Origin of the sequence: Bacteroides congonensis, assembly GCF_900130125.1 — a bacterium.
In the GTDB taxonomy this organism is placed as follows: Bacteria; Bacteroidota; Bacteroidia; order Bacteroidales; family Bacteroidaceae; genus Bacteroides; species Bacteroides congonensis.
This window is the reverse complement of record NZ_FQXY01000011.1, coordinates 1,838,567-1,852,904: the sequence shown is the minus strand read 5'-3', so window position 1 is coordinate 1,852,904 and position 14,338 is coordinate 1,838,567. Positions and strand designations below refer to the sequence as shown.

Annotated in this window: 23 protein-coding genes and 1 pseudogene; 1 reads left to right on the top strand and 23 read right to left on the bottom strand. The window is 36.5% G+C overall.

Annotated features, from left to right (window positions below):
* Window positions 1-81: 81 nt before the first annotated feature.
* The 3 genes and pseudogenes from BQ7997_RS24890 to BQ7997_RS24880 form a co-directional block, all read right to left on the bottom strand.
* Window positions 82-684: pseudogene (locus BQ7997_RS24890) on the bottom strand (PBSX family phage terminase large subunit); the annotation flags it as partial.
* A 61-nt stretch (window positions 685-745) separates the two neighbouring features.
* Window positions 746-1,288: a terminase small subunit gene (locus BQ7997_RS24885; RefSeq protein ID WP_004314114.1), complete on the bottom strand. Its 543-nt coding sequence runs from the start codon at window positions 1,286-1,288 to the stop codon at window positions 746-748.
* Window positions 1,289-1,380: 92 nt separating this feature from the next.
* The gene (locus tag BQ7997_RS24880) at window positions 1,381-2,190 is read right to left on the bottom strand and encodes an NAD-dependent epimerase/dehydratase family protein (RefSeq protein WP_073348551.1); all 810 of its coding nucleotides are present in this window, start codon (window positions 2,188-2,190) and stop codon (window positions 1,381-1,383) included.
* A 101-nt stretch (window positions 2,191-2,291) separates the two neighbouring features.
* Here BQ7997_RS24880 and BQ7997_RS24875 point away from each other — a divergent pair, with 101 nt between their 5' ends.
* Window positions 2,292-3,413, top strand: a complete 1,122-nt coding sequence (locus tag BQ7997_RS24875) for an AbiH family protein (protein WP_073348429.1) — start codon at window positions 2,292-2,294, stop codon at window positions 3,411-3,413.
* Between the two features lie 30 nt (window positions 3,414-3,443).
* Here BQ7997_RS24875 and BQ7997_RS24870 read toward each other — a convergent pair whose 3' ends face one another.
* The 20 genes from BQ7997_RS24870 to BQ7997_RS24775 form a co-directional block, all read right to left on the bottom strand.
* The gene (locus BQ7997_RS24870; protein WP_073348428.1) at window positions 3,444-3,986 is read right to left on the bottom strand and encodes an ASCH domain-containing protein; all 543 of its coding nucleotides are present in this window, start codon (window positions 3,984-3,986) and stop codon (window positions 3,444-3,446) included.
* Window positions 3,987-3,994: 8 nt separating this feature from the next.
* Window positions 3,995-4,363, bottom strand: coding sequence for a hypothetical protein (locus tag BQ7997_RS24865; RefSeq protein WP_073348427.1), 369 nt, complete (start codon window positions 4,361-4,363; stop codon window positions 3,995-3,997).
* Between the two features lie 156 nt (window positions 4,364-4,519).
* Window positions 4,520-4,813, bottom strand: coding sequence for a hypothetical protein (locus BQ7997_RS24860; RefSeq protein ID WP_073348426.1), 294 nt, complete (start codon window positions 4,811-4,813; stop codon window positions 4,520-4,522).
* 19 nt (window positions 4,814-4,832) lie between these two features.
* Window positions 4,833-5,087: a hypothetical protein gene (locus tag BQ7997_RS24855; RefSeq protein WP_073348425.1), complete on the bottom strand. Its 255-nt coding sequence runs from the start codon at window positions 5,085-5,087 to the stop codon at window positions 4,833-4,835.
* A 19-nt stretch (window positions 5,088-5,106) separates the two neighbouring features.
* Window positions 5,107-5,667: an N-6 DNA methylase gene (locus tag BQ7997_RS24850; protein WP_073348424.1), complete on the bottom strand. Its 561-nt coding sequence runs from the start codon at window positions 5,665-5,667 to the stop codon at window positions 5,107-5,109.
* Window positions 5,648-6,667, bottom strand: a complete 1,020-nt coding sequence (locus BQ7997_RS24845) for a tyrosine-type recombinase/integrase (protein WP_073348423.1) — start codon at window positions 6,665-6,667, stop codon at window positions 5,648-5,650. The genes BQ7997_RS24850 and BQ7997_RS24845 overlap by 20 nt, the downstream gene beginning before the upstream one ends.
* A gap of 21 nt (window positions 6,668-6,688) precedes the next feature.
* Window positions 6,689-7,195 carry a hypothetical protein gene (locus tag BQ7997_RS24840; RefSeq protein WP_073348422.1) on the bottom strand — a complete coding sequence of 169 codons (507 nt, stop codon included), beginning with the start codon at window positions 7,193-7,195 and terminating at the stop codon, window positions 6,689-6,691.
* Between the two features lie 23 nt (window positions 7,196-7,218).
* On the bottom strand, window positions 7,219-7,464 hold the full coding sequence (locus BQ7997_RS24835; RefSeq protein ID WP_024986976.1) for a hypothetical protein: 246 nt from the start codon (window positions 7,462-7,464) through the stop codon (window positions 7,219-7,221).
* 88 nt (window positions 7,465-7,552) lie between these two features.
* A complete protein-coding gene (locus BQ7997_RS24830; protein ID WP_032849495.1) occupies window positions 7,553-7,795 on the bottom strand; it encodes a hypothetical protein in 243 nt (80 codons plus the stop codon).
* Window position 7,796: 1 nt separating this feature from the next.
* Window positions 7,797-8,345, bottom strand: a complete 549-nt coding sequence (locus tag BQ7997_RS24825; protein ID WP_073348421.1) for a hypothetical protein — start codon at window positions 8,343-8,345, stop codon at window positions 7,797-7,799.
* Window positions 8,346-8,356: 11 nt separating this feature from the next.
* A complete protein-coding gene (locus tag BQ7997_RS24820) occupies window positions 8,357-9,064 on the bottom strand; it encodes a phosphoadenosine phosphosulfate reductase domain-containing protein (RefSeq protein ID WP_073348420.1) in 708 nt (235 codons plus the stop codon).
* Window positions 9,065-9,085: 21 nt separating this feature from the next.
* Window positions 9,086-9,412 carry a hypothetical protein gene (locus BQ7997_RS26200; RefSeq protein WP_008999330.1) on the bottom strand — a complete coding sequence of 109 codons (327 nt, stop codon included), beginning with the start codon at window positions 9,410-9,412 and terminating at the stop codon, window positions 9,086-9,088.
* On the bottom strand, window positions 9,409-9,873 hold the full coding sequence (locus BQ7997_RS24810) for a hypothetical protein (protein WP_032856175.1): 465 nt from the start codon (window positions 9,871-9,873) through the stop codon (window positions 9,409-9,411). Before BQ7997_RS24810 ends, BQ7997_RS26200 begins: the two co-directional genes overlap by 4 nt.
* A gap of 25 nt (window positions 9,874-9,898) precedes the next feature.
* Window positions 9,899-10,549, bottom strand: a complete 651-nt coding sequence (locus tag BQ7997_RS24805; protein ID WP_073348419.1) for a DUF3560 domain-containing protein — start codon at window positions 10,547-10,549, stop codon at window positions 9,899-9,901.
* 50 nt (window positions 10,550-10,599) lie between these two features.
* Window positions 10,600-11,175 carry a hypothetical protein gene (locus tag BQ7997_RS24800; protein WP_073348418.1) on the bottom strand — a complete coding sequence of 192 codons (576 nt, stop codon included), beginning with the start codon at window positions 11,173-11,175 and terminating at the stop codon, window positions 10,600-10,602.
* A 111-nt stretch (window positions 11,176-11,286) separates the two neighbouring features.
* Window positions 11,287-12,039 carry a GREB1-related protein gene (locus BQ7997_RS24795; protein ID WP_073348417.1) on the bottom strand — a complete coding sequence of 251 codons (753 nt, stop codon included), beginning with the start codon at window positions 12,037-12,039 and terminating at the stop codon, window positions 11,287-11,289.
* Entirely contained in the window at window positions 12,008-12,664 is a 657-nt protein-coding gene (locus BQ7997_RS24790; protein WP_004314103.1) for a ParB N-terminal domain-containing protein, read from the bottom strand. The genes BQ7997_RS24795 and BQ7997_RS24790 overlap by 32 nt, the downstream gene beginning before the upstream one ends.
* Window positions 12,665-12,724: 60 nt before the next feature.
* A complete protein-coding gene (locus tag BQ7997_RS24785; protein ID WP_004318818.1) occupies window positions 12,725-13,018 on the bottom strand; it encodes a hypothetical protein in 294 nt (97 codons plus the stop codon).
* A gap of 106 nt (window positions 13,019-13,124) precedes the next feature.
* On the bottom strand, window positions 13,125-13,565 hold the full coding sequence (locus BQ7997_RS24780) for a hypothetical protein (protein WP_008765972.1): 441 nt from the start codon (window positions 13,563-13,565) through the stop codon (window positions 13,125-13,127).
* Window positions 13,562-14,326 carry an HNH endonuclease signature motif containing protein gene (locus BQ7997_RS24775; RefSeq protein WP_073348416.1) on the bottom strand — a complete coding sequence of 255 codons (765 nt, stop codon included), beginning with the start codon at window positions 14,324-14,326 and terminating at the stop codon, window positions 13,562-13,564. The genes BQ7997_RS24780 and BQ7997_RS24775 overlap by 4 nt, the downstream gene beginning before the upstream one ends.
* Window positions 14,327-14,338: the final 12 nt, after the last annotated feature.

Below are 14,338 nucleotides of genomic sequence, written 5' to 3'. Positions count from 1 at the left end.
TATCAGAAATGGTAGTTGGATTTTTTTATGTTCAATTCACTAAAATAAAAAAACATTTTAACACAGCATCGTAATTTACTGATTTTTAGACAAATGAATCCGTCTATCAATTGTTTGCGGCAATTCTTTGCCGGCAATGGTAACAGTCATCGGTACATCATGCCATTTATCTTTATCAATAAACTCTTTCTTTATCCAATGGCTTTCACTGATCGGGTTAAAGGTACAAATAATCTGCTGCCCTTTCTTACCACGCAAACGCTTACGTAGCTGCTTGAAATCCGGATGCTCGAACTCTGACCATTCCTCTAACTGAACTCGCTTATAGTTAGAGATACCTTTTATTTTCTCCGGATCGTCAAGACCGGAGAAATCTATCTTCGCACCATTTACCAGACATTTAATAGTATTCTGTTGAAATTTGAACAAATGGGAGATGCCAAGACCGATCGCAGCGACCTTATAATCTTCATAAATGGTTTTGAGAATAGAAGCTCCTACCTTACGCATGACAAGAGTGTTTTCACCATCCTGTAATGTCTGTATCAGTATGGTTTGTGCCACACTATACGATTTACCGGAAGATGAACCTCCATAGAGAATGATAAAACGGATAGTCTCATCATTCAAGTACTTCAATAGATAGAATCCGTTAGGATTTAGCTTCTTATAATTTATAACCATATTGTTCTAAAAGTAAGGTTTCTCCGTAGAATGAATACCGGATTTTGCAGTTCAAATTGTTCTATTCTTCCGAATTCTCATTATCTTCAAATCCGATACGAAGTTCACCGACTTTATTTCCGTCTCCACCTTTGATGTTGACATTCTTATCGGCTTCCCATCCATTCCAGGCACCAAGCAAGCGAGCGGCTTCTGTTTTACCGTTGAACTCATAGACAACTTCTCCTCTCTTATTCTGAATCTTCTTCAATGCATTGCGTGTACGCTTTGGAAGCTGCGAAGGACTTTTCATCTTTACCTTACCTGTTAGCTCATCGACAATATACAAGTCATTAGGATCAGAAGTTATGATATCCATCAGCACACGTTCAACTGTTTCACGTTTAACTTCAGATTCTTTCGCCCTCTTTTCTCTTATCTCTTTTATCCTTGATGTAACCTTGATGTTCTGCATAAGGGCATGAGCATTGCGCCAAACGCTCTCCTGCTTCATCTTAGTGCAGTCGTAAGCCATCCGGTATGCTTCACTTGCGTTGCCATCAATATCAACGTAATATTGACAGAACTTCTCTTGTTTCAATGTTAATACATTCTCTCTACTCATAGCTTCAAATTATTAAATTCCTGCATGAAGAAACAATGATAGTTACTCAACATGCAGGAATAAATTAGAATGGTTGTACACTAATAGGATTTCTATTTCTCCGCCCCCGCATTTTTTTGAGAATTATCCTCTCTCCGCACTGCGAATACTTTTTTTACTCCGTCCTCGACTGACGTATAAGACAAAGGTACTAAATAGATATCCCGGTTCACCGACTGCTCCAAATTGTCAAAATCCCGTTTTTCATTAATTAGCTCAATTTCAAGCGGTTTGTAGTATTTTACTAAAGAAGCAAAATACATAGTAGTCACAGGTTGGACGTTACAAATATTGATAAGCTGCCGGTTACAGCCCACCGCATAAATAAGCCCTTCGACGACATCATCTATGTAAGTGAAGCACCGGATATTCTGACCACAATTGTATAAAGACACGTTTTCCTTTTCTATCAGGAACCAGAGAAGAGTTCTTTTTCGCGGATTAGGTCCATATACATTATGCAGCCGGCACCCGGTCGCAGCCTTACAATAGATAGATGCATACTGTTCATCGAAATACTTGCTTATTCCATACATGGAAGTGGTATTCTCCGGATTCGCCGTTGACGAACTGGCGTATACTAACTTCACATGATACTGGTTACATGCATCAGCTACTCGCATGAAAGTATCAATGTTATCCTTCCTGATTTGTTCCAGGTTTCCATTAAACACACTAGTTTGCGCCGCCAAATGGAACACACAATCAATACCCCCATTTTTCAGGAGCTCACATACTTTTGTGGCTTCAGTACCAGACTTTCGATCAAGTCCTATGACTTCAACCCCTCTTTTTGTCAATTCGCAGCAAAGGGCTTTGCCTATAAACCCCTCACTACCGGTTACAATCATTTTTCTCATCATCACAAAAAAATAAAGGTGTATCGAATAAACAATACACCAAAGGTTCAACAATTATATAAATTTCAGTTCTTATTATTACAATCTTTCCTTACCTTTGCAATATGAATAAAGACAGAAAAAGAGTTCTGATAATAGGTAACGGATTTGACCTTTGTTTAGGCAGAAAGACTTCATACAAGGACTTTTGCCAATCCGAATTTTGTCCCAAAGACTACCCATCTCCTTTAATCAAACATTTAAATGACAAATGGAACGATAATTTAGATGCTGTAAAATGGTATGATTTGGAGAATGAGTTATACAATTATTATATAAGAATCAAAAACAATAATGGGCAAATAATAGACCTATACAACGACAAGGAGAAAGAAATCTTAAATCTGATTCAAACCAATGGGCCAATCTCTAAGTACAATTCATTTATACAAGCCAATGCCAAAACAGTAAACAAACTATTAAATAAAGATATATTATGGATGCCACAATTTGATTATTACCTCCGTTTGTCCCATGAAGATATATTAAATTCTCCTATTGAACGAGACAAAAAAGCCTTACAGCTCATAAAAGATGGATTAATACAATATCTCATAAAAGTACAGCAAGAAGCTATTAACGAAAATTCTATAGCTGCAATTGTCGCAAGAGTCTTTATACCGAATAAATCAAATGATCAAATTGTAATATATTCTTTTAACTACACAAGTTTTAGTGAAGTAACTCCTAATTCCAGTTTTGCAATGGAATTTAATGATACAATAAACTATGTACATGGATGTATCTTAGATGAAAATATTATATTAGGAACAAGAGATGATAAAATTGCTCATAACTATGACTTCATACAAAAATCATTTGATTCTCAATATAATCCTCCTGCTATGGTATATGATTTAATGGATGCTGATGATATTACAATATTTGGGCATTCATTAGGCATAAATGACAGCCAATATTTTAAAGCCTTTTTTGAAAGACAATCTTCATCCACTAATCCTCAAAAGAAGAATATTACAATATTCACTAAAGACGCAAAATCAGAAATTGAGATAAAACGCTCACTACAAGAAATGACAAATTGGAATTTGACATCTTTATATGGATTGAATAATCTCCAAATAATTAAAACAGATGAATGTGTCAATAATCCAACCTTATTAAGAAAATACATCAAAATGTATGTTGACAATGAAGAAGATATTGACAGTATAATTCATATCTAACTATTATGTTACTATTATTCTGTACTATTGTTATTTACTCCATTTACTACCACAGTATACACATCGGTCATACTCTCCATAGCTAACGACTTGATTCCTTTCATTTACGACCAAATTACACAAGCAGATATCGTCCTCTGAATTGATATTGGGATACTCCCAAAATGACAATTTCCCTTTAGCCGGTATCGGCTCTGGAAATAATATAGGATTAGCTAGTACCCAGTTATAAATAGGATTTTCATAATAGCCTTTACTATCATCGGATTTCTCTGCCCATTTAGAAGGATGATTAATAGAGCATCCAATTATTTCTACACTTCCAATGATAGCAGAATTGACAATGCCCTCTGCGCATATTATTTTTCGTTGAAACTCAACAGGCAGACTATCCCATTGAGCTTTTGTAAATACACTATTGGGATTTCTCATTTCTACAGGTTTCCCACTTGCATGGATTAACACTCTATGCCCTATGTATTTCCATGGACACGCCCAGGTACGGTTCTCGATGTTTTTAAAACCGTGAACTATCAAAGAGGCCCACGGTTGTTTTATTGTTATTGCTTTCATTTCTTATATTATTTGTTAATATATTGCCATTCATAGACTACTTTATCGTTATCCTGTTCCCATTTATCCGGTCTATCTTCACCCCAAAAATCAGCATAATATATTGTCTTACCGTAGGCTTGACAATCAGTGTGAGTCATTTTTCGTAGAATATGGGAGTTTGGTTTCGGGTATTCATCTTTGAAATTACGCCATGGATTTTGCTTTGCCTGCCATTCTGCACCTTTTCGAAACATATTAATCATTGCTTCTTGGCTGAAAAAGAACGGTTCACATTTTTCTATTCTCGCAGATTCTCCGTATGTGCTAATAATTACGGTAGAAGATGAATAGCTATGCATTAATTCTTCTTGGGCAGCAATTTCTAGTTCTTTCATTCTTTATAATTTAATGTATTCACTTTTCTAAAAAACTTCTTGTCTGGCTTTTCCGCAAATTCATATACTTGGCCAACACGAAACATTTGTTTGAGAATGAGTTGTTGCACATCTAATGCGCAACACTCTTTTATACAGATATACTTCATATTAGTCCTATTCATTAAATTGCGGTATATTCATCCAATGGGTGACTCCTAAAAGCCTAACAAGATGTTCTACTTCTATATTAACTACAACTAAGAATCTTCTATCGGAAGTAACTACGACAACCTCATATAAAGATTGTCCATCGTTGGTTTCAGGTAATTGCTCTTTTACACTTATCCAAGGAGATTGCTTTTTCTGCCACTCAACACCAGACGCAAAAACTTTACGCATATATGTTTCAACCACATGCGGCTGATTGATGCGATTTGCTAATTGAGCTACCAATGATTTAAAATTCATATCTATCTTGTTATGAAGGTTATTTACTGGGGAAATACTTCCCACATTTATTACACATGTCGTTATCTGCGTCAAACATGATAACCTTTGTAGAGCCACAATAAGGGCATCTTACTTTAAAATTTTCATCTCTTGGATATAGTAAATCAATAGATTTACGCAATACAGCCTCTATATGGTCTTTCTCCAGTCCAGCAGGGCATTCTTTATTAAGCCAATCCAAATCCTCTTTGATTAGCTTCGTGTATGCACGTTTCGTTATCTTTATGCTCATTACTATTCTGTTTTGAAGGTTATTTCCACCTTGTAACTGTTGAAAAGTCACAAGGTGAATTGAATTTATTAGTTAATATATACGCTGCCTTATAATCGTTTCTTAATGTATCACCATGAAATACTATTCCGGATATTCCCCTTATAGCCAAATTGAAAAGAAGAAAAGGCACTGTTTTGTCGGATAATTCACCGCATACTATCAAATGATCGTTAGGTTTGTAATCTAAGAAGCTGATACTATTCCGGTGATTGTACCAATTTGAAATGAGCATTCCGCCTGTTCCGGCTGTTGGCTCATAGGTTACACCCGTATCAGAACCTAATAATTTAGAAACCAAAGTTGAAAGACATTTAGGAGTAAAATCCTGCTTGTTATTCTTCCTATCAGCGTGTTCGTTTTCAAAATATTCATGGAACCAGTCGTAACTAACATCACATTTGAAGTAATCCAAAAAGTCTTTGAATACCTTGATTCGTTCTTTTTCCTCTCCAAACAAAAGATTCATTATCCGTTCCGGTGCCTGATAACTGTCTGTTATGTTCAACATTACATTTATGTCAGATAATATATTTTTCATGGGCTAATTTAACTTCGTCATTGGTTGATTGTGCATAAATAGTAGTTGTCTCAATGCTTTCATGACCTAGCATCTTCTGTACCTGTTCTATTGGCATTCCTCGTTTTAGGGCTGTAGTTGCCGCTGTTCTCCTAAGTCTATGTGGATGTACATTGGATATACCCGCCTTTTTCCCTAGATTCCTTAGCATGATTTCAACTGCTCCCTTGGATATCCGGGATAGTTTATTCATATCTTTTATCTGCTGGCACATTCCCTCATAATCAGATAAAAATAGGGCTTCTAAATCATCTGTTCTTGAATCAACATATTCCTGAAGAGCTATTTTACAGCGAGCAGACAAGTAAACAGTTCGGTACTTACGCCCTTTTCCAAGTACATCAATCTGCCCATTTTGCCAATCTACATCACCGAGATTCACATTTACCATTTCGGATACGCGACAGCCGGTGGAAAACAAGAATTCGATTATAGCCTTATTCCTTTTTGTCCTAGCCAAAGACCTTAATCTCTCCATATCATCCTCACTTAATGGCTTCTTCAATTTCTTCACTTGTCGCACTCCCTTGATTCTAAGCATTGGATTCCTATCAAGTACACCTTCTTCTGTGCACCAAGTAAAGAAGCTGCTCAAAGTTCTTCGAATGTTGTTAAGAGTATTATCACTACATTTATTAATCTTCTTATAGGCTAAATAGACACGGACATCATCGGTAACGATTTCCTTGATATGTTTTCCTACATGTAAGATAAACGCTCTTAAAATGACACGATAATAGTCTAATGAACTTTGGCATAATCCTTCCACGGCTTTGGCTATGAAGAATTTACTGATAATTTGAGAATCGGAATTATCATATACTACAACGGACGTTTCCTTTGCCATTATATCATAATTCTTTAGGCAGAAAGATACCGAATCAATTACTGTCGAAATTTCTTCATTGGGTATCTTACCGTACAAAGTATCACGTATTTTAGTTAAAACATATTCTTTCATAATGATTCCTTTTTGTATTGCTTAAATATATTTATCCAATTCCTTTTCTAATAATTCTCCATCTATTTCAGGAAACAGTCTCAGAACTAAGTCCAAAGATTTACAATAATTGTTACTGTATTCTTCAGTATCCATTAATCGAAGTACCATAGAACAAAAGATACTTTTTGTGTCTCTTAATTCGCCTTTCATCAGCAACTTTGATAGTTCGATAATTTGACTATCAGGATTATGAAATTTTCCGTTTATATATTGAAAAATTATTCTTCCTTCAAATTGGCATATTTCACAATCTAGTTCACAATCAATGTACTCTATTTTACCATTTATGAATTCACAATAAACACATTCACTATTAGAAGCAAATAAAATTGCAAAATCATAGATATCATCACTATTACCTACAATTATTGAAGTAGATTCAAGAGTTTCCGAAACACCATTATTACACTTTGCATCTTCAATAAGTTCCCTCACATATTCTTGAACTCTTGTGATGTTCTGCTCTATTAAATCTTTTTTACTCATAATTTCAATTCAATTAAGTTCGATTATTTTTTTGCAATATTCTCCCAAAAAGCAACGCCTTCAGGAGTACCATTAAAAGGGAATGAAATAGCTAGAAACCGATGAAAACAGCAATCAACATCTAACAAATTGTTCATCCGCTCTTCATTTGTCATTGAGAAGTCAGGACATTCAATATTAAATGTCTCATTTGCTCTTTCTGTATTATATTTCCATTGATTGAAAATACCTAGTCTTTCTAATTTTTCTATTTTTTCATTCCTCTTCATGTTGATTGACTTTTAATGCTTTACGTCTATAAAGGTAATCGTTATTGACAAATTTAGCAAACAGAAACTTCGCCATTTTAACGCCATTTTACTCGGTCTTTTTCTTCAACAATTCAAGTATTATTCTCTCACTCTCTCTTAATCCATCAAGGTAGCCTTTTGCATGTTCACCGGCATTATACACTATAAAAGAGAGGAACAACAAAAACAGTCCGAGCGAACGATGCCAGTATGGAAGTTGGACTGTGAACGGCTTGATTGTTATAGAAAAGTGTCCTACATATAACAGGAACACAAACAAAATCACACATGAAATAATTGTTGTTTTCATATTACGTAAATAAACTAAGTTGGGTTGTAAATTCGGGTTTATAAATTCTAAACTTACGGCTAAAGAAAGTCTCAAAGGCTGTTACAATTTCAGAGATGGTATTATCAGTAATGCCTAACAACTTGTCATCGGCAACTATAAGGGACAAAGCCTTGTCAAGAGTCATCCTCTTCTCAATAAACAGGGAATATACCAAATATCTATGAGTGTATTCTCCTGCCTTGAGTGACGCTACTTCTTCAGGTGTAGCCTTTCTCTTGTATAGCACTTTGTACCAGTGCGTTTCAGCAGTACGAGCACGCTTTTGTCTCGGTAACAAGTCATAAAACACAGCTATTTCATTCTTCTTAATAGACTTGTGTTTTTTACGAACTCCATACATTACGTAGGGAATATCCCAATCTGGATGGGTTCTTCGATATTCAAGCTCTTTCTCCCGGTCAATAAGGTCTTGCTCAAAGTCTTGTTTCATTAACCATTCCTCGAACCAAGCAGCAAGTGCTTCTTCTCGATTATAATAATCTTTTCCATTTACATATATGGGAATCATAATAACTCTTTCTATTGCATTTCACGTTTAAATCTTTCCTCTAAATCAAAAATGGTTTCTCCACTATTACGCCGATAGGGCCTATCGGTATTTAACTGAAGTTCTTTCAGCTTTTTCCAATACCATGGAAGGTACAAATACATATTCTTCAACTCCTTCAAGTTCTTATTTCCACAACACCAGCAACTCACACGATCAAGTAGCTCATATAGCCTTACTCCATCCTCATGCCAAACAAAGCCTTTTGTGTAACAATACTGGAGTGCATCTGCTTCAGTAATGCCCCAATCACGAAGTGGTAAAACCCGATTTGGTCGTTTTTCCTTTTCAAAGCGATGGATCTCATCGGCAGCAATACCGACATAATCAATTCCGTCTTTTGTGTGAGCTTTCAACGCATGAAGTTTTTCACTCGTTCCCCACCGGCATGTTCCCCCACACCAACTATATCCTTTTTTATGGATAATATTGGTCCCTCTTTTCTTAACCGGCCTTTCAAACATTGTCCAAAGAAAAGGTTGCTCCGGATGCAGTTCTGTATATTTAATGCCAAGTTTTTTAAGAATTGGAAGAACAGCATCACGAGTGTTATAGATTGCCTGAAATTCCATACCTGTATCATAGAAAACGACTTCATCCAACTGATATCCTTTATCTATTAGCATGAAAAGCATTGCCAAGGAATCCTTTCCAAAGCTGACTGAAGCATAATATTTCATACAAAAAATTTAATAGACAAGTCACTTTTTCTTCTTTGCCCTCTGATTATTAATCTGTGACATACACATACGGCACCAGGAAGTCAACAAATGATATTCCTTACCTTTTCTCACCACTATACGATTGTAGAACCGGTTCAAGTAGAAGTAATTTCCGCAATGGGTACATTTTTTCATTTCACGTCCTGAATCATCTATAATCCGATTACGCGGCTTACGACGAATTAGAGTACAACTTTTACACTTCTCATCAGTTTCGCGGTGCCGCCGGCAATGTGATAAGGATTTTGCTCCACATTTAGCAAACACTTTACAATCTCTACGAGGTATTGATTGACACACATTCATGGCTTCCTCGCATTCAAGAATTTATTTACTACACGAGAAAGTACATCCTCATTCTCCGGCATCAGCCATTCTTTTGCAACGTTCCAAGCAATACTCATAGCAGGATTGAAGTTATCCTTCCTGACAGTGTGATGAGACAAACGTCCTTCAGTGGGCTTCAAACCCTTATCATGTAAGATACACAGTCCATTCTCGAAAAAAGCACAATACTCCTTACTAGCAACGGGCTGAATCATCGGAATAGCAATATTAATAACCCCTAAGAATATACCAGCAGCCCAGTTCGTCAGCGCTAACCTGTCGGCATAACCTGCATCAATAATTCGTTCAATATCATCAGGAGTACCTAAACATGGCGTATGACATTGTTGTTTACAAACACTGCATGAGCATTGTACAGGTACACGACCTGAAGCCCTCATTACCCTTTGTAATGAGGTTTCTTTTGATAATTCTCTCATAGTAAATTATTTGAGATACTACAGATTAGTAAACATCGCCCCACAGCTTTACTGCAAGTTCGTATTTCTTTTGCAACTCATTCACTTCTTTTTTTGCATAAGTGAGAGTGTAAGAGTGGCTACGTGGATATTTGCCGGACTTCAATCCTTCATGATATTCTTTTGCTTGTTCCAACTTATGTTCGTAGAAATCTATACTTTCCGGCATGGACAAGTTTATCGTATTAGCCCTTTTTTCCCAATACTTCGCAACTCTTTCATGTTCGGCAGCCTTATCGCTAAACTCAACGCTTTTCCCCATGTTATTCCAGGCATCATCTATCATTTTGCGATGTCCTCGTTCGCTATGGTGTCCAACTTTGATAGGCTCACCCAAAGAAAGGAAATCGCGATGTTTATTTGATTTCTGAAAATACTCATTACTTTTTTGTACTGCCGATGACGCCCATTCATGCCTGCGTTCCGCTCTTTGCTTAGCCCATTCTTGAACATTAAAGCCGTCAGCTCTAACGATAGAGTAATAGTAAAACCCATCTTTCTCGAAGATTAGGTTAAATACTATACTTTCGTTCTCCTTACCATACTTGGTGGTAACCTCAATAGTTTCACCTTTTTCGTGCTTCTCATCACACTTTGCCAAAAATACATTTGGCGCAAATTTGTAATACGTGTTCATTTTTTTTTAATTAAATTGGTTTGACTTATATGAAAAATGAGAAACCACAGCTACTTAGCCGTGGTTTCATCATTAAATAACTTTGGTTGACTGGGTTGAACCAAATCATCGAATAAACCAGGAACACGAGGTTGTAACGCCTTGTATTCTTCCTGAAAGAATTCTTCTTTGGTTCTCCCATTTTTTTTACCCTTTCGTGTATGTACATCGAAAGTGTAATCTGGAATAGGAATAGGATAACGCCTGACATCATTTATCCACTTTTCTATATCAATATCCTTTCTATCATAGATGAAGTTTTGCAAATGATCCGCATCACGATTCTTTCTACATTCACAAAGGAGAATAACAGCTTTACTAACAAATATCCTCCCTTTGGGTTCAGTAGCAGTCTTGTTTACCAGCTCATGCCCCTGCCACAATGCTTCTATCTCTTTAGTAATGATTCCATAGCAATCTTCAGCACTAATGGTAAACAGACGCTTCCACACATAGTCGCGGTACCCACTCGCCCAAAGTTCCAATGCAAAAAAGCCGGCTACCCCGGTGTCGGCTCGCCTAATGGCTTTCTGCATTGCAGAACTCACCTCAAAGAAATCATATCCGCAAACTGTTCTTATAATCATAATTCTAATTTAATGGTTTGACTTTTAGTTTATTACATCAGTAAAGTTAGCTAAAAAAGGCGAATATGACAAACAGAATGGACGCCATTTAAACGCCTTTTTTACAGACTATTAGAATTTGAATTTGCATGATATATTATATTGAACGAGCTGCTTTGTTTTGTCTTTCCCATTAGTGGTTGCACTCTTTAGCAAAATACTATCACCAAAATTCTTTTTGATAAAGAGGATAGATTTACGTTCCTCTTCCTGATTCCTTATAGAAGCAAGCCCACCAGCGTTTACAAAAGTGTTCTTTTGCTCAAAATTATACCGCAAATCGGTTAAAACCTTACGCTCTTTGTACTTCATATAACAAGAAATCCAAAAATCTTCCTTCAAACGTATTTCCTCGTTCCACCAGGTGTTTTTGTTATAGATTACTCCATAGCTACAACCGGTTATCATTTTCGAAAGAGAAAGAAAAGCGGATTCATCATACATAACCGGCGATATTCGAGCGGTGAAGCCAAACAGATGAACATCCATCATACTGGCCATTTCATATAATGACTGAATGATGTTAGTTATCTTATCTTTATCCTTTATCCGGCTAGGTTCTCCTTTTTCCGCATAAATAGGTTTACAGGCATGGACATCATCATCGAGCATGAAGAGCTCACCAAAATGTTTCGCCATCCAATTACGTTTAGGGATGAGGCCGATTACATCGTCCGGATGAGTAACTATTTCACATTCCGGGTTAAACTGCTGGTACAAGTCAGCTTGACTTTCAGCAACGCAAATGATAGGATCGTTCACCAACTTTTTAGCGAACACCCGGTCATGGCGCTTATGACTTGGTATTACTATTTTGCAAGGCATGGCGAACGTCTTTTATGTCGATTACATTACTCTTACTTACTTTCCCGGTCTTGTACGACTTCATGTGCTGCATATCCAGCCTTTCACGAAGCCAATTACTATCTACCTCATTACTTGAGGTGATGATAAACAACTCATGTTTTTCGTCATACTTTGGAATGAGAGGATAAATGGCTGTATCATCCGTGATGGCATCGAAGCGCTCTTTAAATTCATCCTCTTTCTTCTCCGGGGCAAATTCGATGCCCCAATCTTGGAGTTCCGCCTTATTCCACTCGTTTTCCATAACGTCCAAATCATTCTCACCAAAATTGACATTATCTTTAGTGGCATATTCCCTCAACTTCTTAACGGGGGTATCAGGTGCCAGAATTTTACAAGGCAGTTCTTTATAACCTAACTCCTTGCAAGCTCGCAAACGTAAATTACCACAAACAACAATATATCTGCCATCATTGTAGGGAAAAACTATAAGTTCTCGAAGCTCAAGCATCTCTGGTGAATCCTGAATGCTTTTCTTCATCGCTTCAAAGCGGTAATCACGAAAAAAACGTGGATTTTTCGGCAATCCCGTGAGCTGCCCCTTATTAAAATCAAGTAGGCAGACTTGAATAATCTCTGTCATAACTAACTATATTAAAATCAACAACACAAAATCAACAACACAAACAGTCAGTAACAACACCTAATCATTTTTTCTATCATCGAACTCTATCTTATCTTTGATAAGCTGTTCAATGTCCTCACAACCAAATCTTTTTAAATAGGCAACAAGGTAAATTATCATCTCGGCTGCTAATTCTTCATCTTCCGAATATTTAGGAAGATTATCACTCCTATATTTAGAAGCAATATCGAATTTTCTCCAAACGGCTTCAATTCTTATGCTAAACGCTTTTCTTGAGCTATGCTCATTCATCTTAAAGCGTTTCCTCATGATATTCAAGCATCTCTGGGCAAACCTATTCAATGTTATCATATCGATCGGGTTAAATTGTTAGACTATGAATAATCTCACACGATTCTATTAGGTTGGTCTCTGATGTGAAACCAATGAACATATTCTTTATCTATCAGCATACTAATTATTTATTTTGAGGGTCTGTTGTATCCAAATACTTCCTGTATTCCAATTCTGTTTTGGCAAGATTGATTACGGTATTAACCCCTTGGAAAACTTGTTTTGCTTGGCTCACTTTACTAGGATCTTCTTTCACATCCTTAATTTGTTGAAGAACCAAATTCCTCAAATCTTGTAAAATGGTAGGGTTCACTGTAGACACCTTATTCAACCGTTCATTTGCCAACACGACAACAGTATTTGTTATTGGCCGGAAACGGTTCAACTTGGAAGCCAAATCAAACATACTAAACACTAACACTTTGCCATTATTCAAGTATATCTCAACTTCGGTACCATCATCACCGGTACCGTCACAGTAATTGAGAATTACAACTTCTTCATTCTGATAAAGGAATGGTTTATTAACCATTTCTTTCAATCTATCTATTGCTCCATCAGTCATGATTCATTCTTTTTTGTTGCTTTATTAATTTGTCTATTCAAAGCTCCTTTTAGCTTGATTAGGTACTGAACATCTTCCGGATATCGGGCATACAAAGAATTCTCTTTTTTTAATTGTTCAGAACGACTAATCATGTAAAGGTTCTCAATGGAAACGTTTTGCCTGTTGCCATCCTTAAACTGAATATTATAACCAGGGGGGATTTCTCCATTATGCTCAATCCATACAAGCCGATGTTTAAGTTCAAAGACATTCGGTTCGGCAGTTTTCACTTCAATGTAACCGTCACGAGTTATGCGTTCATAACCGACTGGTTTATGATTTTTTGGGATATGTCCTTTCTTAAATCGAGTAGCTTTCGTTTTTGCTAATTGTTCCTCTGACATATATTCCGTTTGCTTACGTCCCTTGTTCATCGGTTGGTGGCCTTTGGGAAAGAAGCTTTTAGAAGCGCATTGAAATTTAAATTCTTTAGATTTAAAGAGCCGTAATTTAAATGCAATTCCATTTACAGCAGAATAAGTGATACCTAATATCTGTGCTATTTCCTCATTAGTATGATTGGGATACAACTTTTTCAATTTATCAAGTCTCTCACTATTCCAAAACGAGATTCTCGGAGAGCGCCTAAGTTTTCGAATCAAGGCCTTTGTTTTAACAGCACTAAGTGTTTTATCAAGACGCCTAGCAAGTTCTTTTAAATCAGCAGTCGGGTACTCACTGTCAAGTATAGCAAGTTGTTCGTCAGTCCACGTTTTCATAAGTGCGTCAAT